Origin of the sequence: Kineococcus indalonis (assembly GCF_009906395.1) — a bacterium.
Lineage (GTDB): Bacteria > Actinomycetota > Actinomycetes > Actinomycetales > Kineococcaceae > Kineococcus > Kineococcus indalonis.
Genome location: NZ_JAAALM010000385.1, coordinates 1 through 3,918 on the forward strand (window position 1 = coordinate 1; position 3,918 = coordinate 3,918).

Sequence of the window (3,918 nt, forward strand, 5' to 3'; positions counted from 1 at the left end):
GCCCTCACGCGCGCCCCCTCAGGCGCGGGCGCGCTGGGACCGTGCGCGCACCGCCGGCACGAGCGCGCCGGCCAGCGCGACCGCACCGGCGGCGGCCACCCACAGCGGCAGGCCGTCGTCGGCGGCGCCGGCCTCCCCGGCGGCCACGCCCGAGGGCGCGGAGCCGTTGGCGTCCACCGTCTGGGTGGCCAGGGCGAGGTTGCCGTCCTGCGCCGAACCCCACGCGTAGACGATCGTCTGCACGCCCTCCGGCAGCGTCACGTCCGCCGGGCCGATGGCGACCTGGTCGGTGCCGGCGAGCACCACGTCGGCGGAGACGGTCCCGGCCGGCACGGCCGCGGACGCCTCGCGCGGGTTCTCCAGCCCGCGCAGCACCGCCTGCCCGCCGGCGCGCACGTCCACGGCCGGGGCGGCGGCCACGTGCCGGACGGTGAGACCGGCCTGCCCCGCGGCCAGGTCGGAGGCGGGGTTCACGAACGGGGTCAGCGTCGGCGCGCCCTGCGCGCTCAGGTGCGCCACGACGGTGGCGTCCGCCCCCGCGGGGACGGCGACGTCGTTCGCCGAGATCGCCGGCTGGGTGCCCGCCGGGTCGGCGCCGGCCGGGTACACGGCCAGGTCGTAGGAGCCGGCGGGCAGCGTCAGCGGGTCGGTGAGGGTGCCGGGGGTGAAGTCGCCGACGACCTCCTGCCCGTTGGCGTAGACGTCGACGGTCAGACCGGGCACGCCGTGCAGGATGGACACGGTGGCGGACCCCGCGCTCGCCGCGGACGCGGCCGCTGCGGGCAGCGCGAGGGCCAGCGCGGGGGCGGCGACGAGGGCGGCGGTGGCGGTCGTCTTGCGCACGGTTTCCTCCAGGGGGAGCGCGGGACCGGGTGTGGTCCCGCTGGTACCCCCTCTGCGCGCGCACGGGCCCGCGCGGATGCGCCCCGCGGCGGATTCCCTGCCGGGAACCCGCCGCGGGGCGCCGGGCGTCAGCGCGAGAGCGAGAACACCGTCGTCGTGCGGTACTCCTCACCGGGGCGCAGCACCGTGGAGGGGAACGACGGCTGGTTCGGGGAGTCCGGGAAGTGCTGCGTCTCCAGGGCCAGGCCGTCGCCCTGCCGGTACACCGTGCCCGAGGTGCCCACGAGGGTGGCGTCGAGGAAGTTGCCCGAGTAGAACTGCAGGCCCGGCTCGGTGGTGGAGATCTTCAGGGTGCGCCCGCTGCGCGGGTCGCGCAGGACGGCCACCTCCTCCAGGCCCTCGCCGCGTCGGTCCAGCACCCAGTTGTGGTCGTAGCCCTGGCCGAAGAGGATCTGCTCGAACGGCTGGCGGATGCGCGCGCCGACCGCCGTGGGGCGGCGGAAGTCCATCGGCGTGCCCTCCACCGGGGCGAGCTCCCCGGTCGGGATGAGGGTGGCGTCCACGGGCGTGTACCGGCTGGCGCGGATCGTCAGCTCGTGGTCGTAGATGGAGCCGCTGCCCTCGCCGGCGAGGTTCCAGTAGGTGTGGTTGGTGAGGTTCACCACCGTGGGCGCGTCGGTGGTGGCGGAGTAGTCCAGCCGCAGGTTGCCGAAGTGGTCCAGCAGGTAGGTGACCTCGACGGTCAGCTCCCCGGGGTAGCCCTGGTCGCCGTCCGGGCTGACCAGGCGCAGCTTCAGGCCCACCGTGCGGTCGGGGCCGGTGAACGGCTCGGCGTCCCACACGCGCTTGTCGAAGGAGTCCTCCCCGCCGTGCAGGGAGTTCGGCTCGTTGTTGATGGGCAGCTGGTACGTCTGCCCGTCCAGGGTGAACCGTCCGGCGGCGATGCGGTTGCCGTAGCGGCCGATGAGCGCCCCGAAGTACGGGCCGGGGTTGTTGCCCTCGACGTAGCCGTCCAGGTCGTCGAAACCCAGCACGAGGTTCGTGCCCTCGCCCTTGCGGCCGCCGAGCTCCAGGCTCTGCAGGATCCCGCCGTAGGTGAGGATCCGCGCCGTCACGTCGCCGTTGACGAGGGTGTGGCGCTCCACCGCCGTGCCGTCGGGCAGGGTCCCCCACGCCTCGACGCCGGTGCTGGGTGGGCTGTGCGGGGCGGCGGCGGCGGACTGGGCGGTCGCGGTGCCCGCCAGCGCGCCGGCCGCGGTGGCGGCCAGCACGACGCTGCGTCGGCTGAAGGTGGGAGAAGGCATGTGGTGGTCCCCTGTCTGAGCCTCGTCGCTCGAGCAGCGGCGACGGCCGCTGCGGTGGCGATCGGGAAACTAGGGGCCCCGTGCAACGCTGTCAACGGAACGCACCCGCCACGCCCGCCAGGCGCCGCTGCAGCTCCTCCACGACCGCCGGCAGCTCCTGCGCCGGCACCGGCGGCGAGAGCCAGTACCCCTGCGCCTCGTCGCAGCCGCAGCGCACCAGCGCCGCCCACGCCACGGGGTCCTCCACGCCCTCGGCGACCACCGCGCGGCCCAGGCGGTGCGCCAGCTGCACCGTGCCGGTCACCAGCGCGTCGTCGCGTCCGCCCGGGCGCAGGTGCCGCACGAACGAGCGGTCCACCTTCACCGCCGTGACCGGCAGGTCGCGCAGGTAGGCCAGGGTGGCGTGGCCGGTGCCGAAGTCGTCGACGACCACCCGGTGCCCGGCGGCGCGCAACCGGCGCAGCACCTCCGGCACCCGCTGCGGGTCGACCATCACGGCCGTCTCGGTCACCTCCAGCTCCAGGCGCGCGGCCGGTACGCCCGAGGCGTCCAGCGCCGCGGCCAGCAGCCGCTCCAGCGGCGCCCCCAGCGCGCGCGCCGAGACGTTGACCGCGACGTCGAGGACCAGGCCCGCGCGCGCCCACGCCGCCGCGTCGGCCAGGGCGGTGCGCACCACCTCCTCGGTCAGCGGCAGCAGCACCGAGGAGCGCTCGGCGACCTCCAGGAATGCCGAGGGCGGCAGCAGGCCCAGCTGCGGGTGCTCCCAGCGCACCAGCGCCTCCACCCCGGTGACCCGGCCGTCCGCGCAGGACACCTTGGGCTGGTAGTGCACCCGCAGCTGCCCGTCGGCGAGCGCGCGGCGCAGCTGACCGTGCAGCAGCAGGTGGGTGCCCGCCCGGCGGCCCAGGTCCTCGTCGTGGGCGCGCACGGGCACCCCCTCGCGGCGCGCGGCGGCCAGCGCCGCACCGGCGCGGTGCAGCACCGCCACCGCGTCCAGCCCGGCGGCCACCACCAGGCCGATCGTGGCGCCCACCTCCAGGTGCGCGCCACCGGCGTCCAGGGGCACCTGCAGCGCGGCCAGCAGCGCGCGCGCCCGCGCCCGCGCCGCCACCGGCGCGGCGTCGGCGCCGGTGAGCAGGACGGCGAAGGTGTCGTCGCCCACGCGGGCCAGGGCCCCGGCCGGCACGTGCGGGCGCAGCGCCCGCCCCACCGCGGCCAGCAGCGCGTCCCCGGTGCGCTGCCCCAGCAGCTCGTCGACCTCGCAGAACCCGTCGACGTCCAGCAGCAGCACCGCCACCGCGCCGCCCGGCGCGCACGCCGCCGACAGCGCCTCCGTGAACGCCGCCCGGTTGCCCAGGCCGGTGAGCGGGTCCTCGCGGGCCAGGCGCCGCAGCTCGCCCTCCGCCCGCGCGCGCTGCTCGTGCTCGCGCGCCAGCTGCCGCCCGCGGCGGGCGCCGAACACCATCATGAGCAGGTGCGACAGGGCCAGGGCCAGCACCAGCAGGCCCAGCGGGCTGCCCGGGTGGGCGGCGTCGAAGTCCACCACCCGGCGCAGCGGGTCCGCCGGGGCCAGCAGGGCGGTCAGCAGCACCGTCAGCAGCAGGACGAGACCGGCCTCGAGCGCCACGCGCCGCGCCAGCCGGGACGCCGGCCGTCGCTCGCGGGGCTGCTCCACCCCCGGTGCATCGGCGCGGGCGCAGCGGCGCTCAACCCCCGACCCCCGGACGGCCCCCCGGGTCGTCCGGGGGTCGGGGGTTGAGCGCCGCTGCGC

The 3,918-nt window shown here is 77.1% G+C and carries 3 protein-coding genes; all 3 read right to left on the reverse strand.

Annotation, left to right across the window (positions count from 1 at the left end; all coding sequences use genetic code 11):
- Window positions 1–18: 18 nt before the first annotated feature.
- Window positions 19–843, reverse strand: coding sequence for a DUF4397 domain-containing protein (locus GTR00_RS16130; RefSeq protein ID WP_166612609.1), 825 nt, complete (start codon window positions 841–843; stop codon window positions 19–21).
- A gap of 128 nt (window positions 844–971) precedes the next feature.
- On the reverse strand, window positions 972–2,147 hold the full coding sequence (locus GTR00_RS16135; RefSeq protein ID WP_166612610.1) for an aldose epimerase family protein: 1,176 nt from the start codon (window positions 2,145–2,147) through the stop codon (window positions 972–974).
- 91 nt (window positions 2,148–2,238) lie between these two features.
- Entirely contained in the window at window positions 2,239–3,774 is a 1,536-nt protein-coding gene (locus GTR00_RS16140; protein WP_166612611.1) for a putative bifunctional diguanylate cyclase/phosphodiesterase, read from the reverse strand.
- Window positions 3,775–3,918 lie beyond the last annotated feature (144 nt).

What these genes read in the sequence shown, in the direction of transcription:
- GTR00_RS16135 (WP_166612610.1), bottom strand. Translation starts at nt 2,147, where the DNA reads ATGCCTTCTCCCACCTTCAGCCGACGCAGCGTCGTGCTGGCCGCCACC.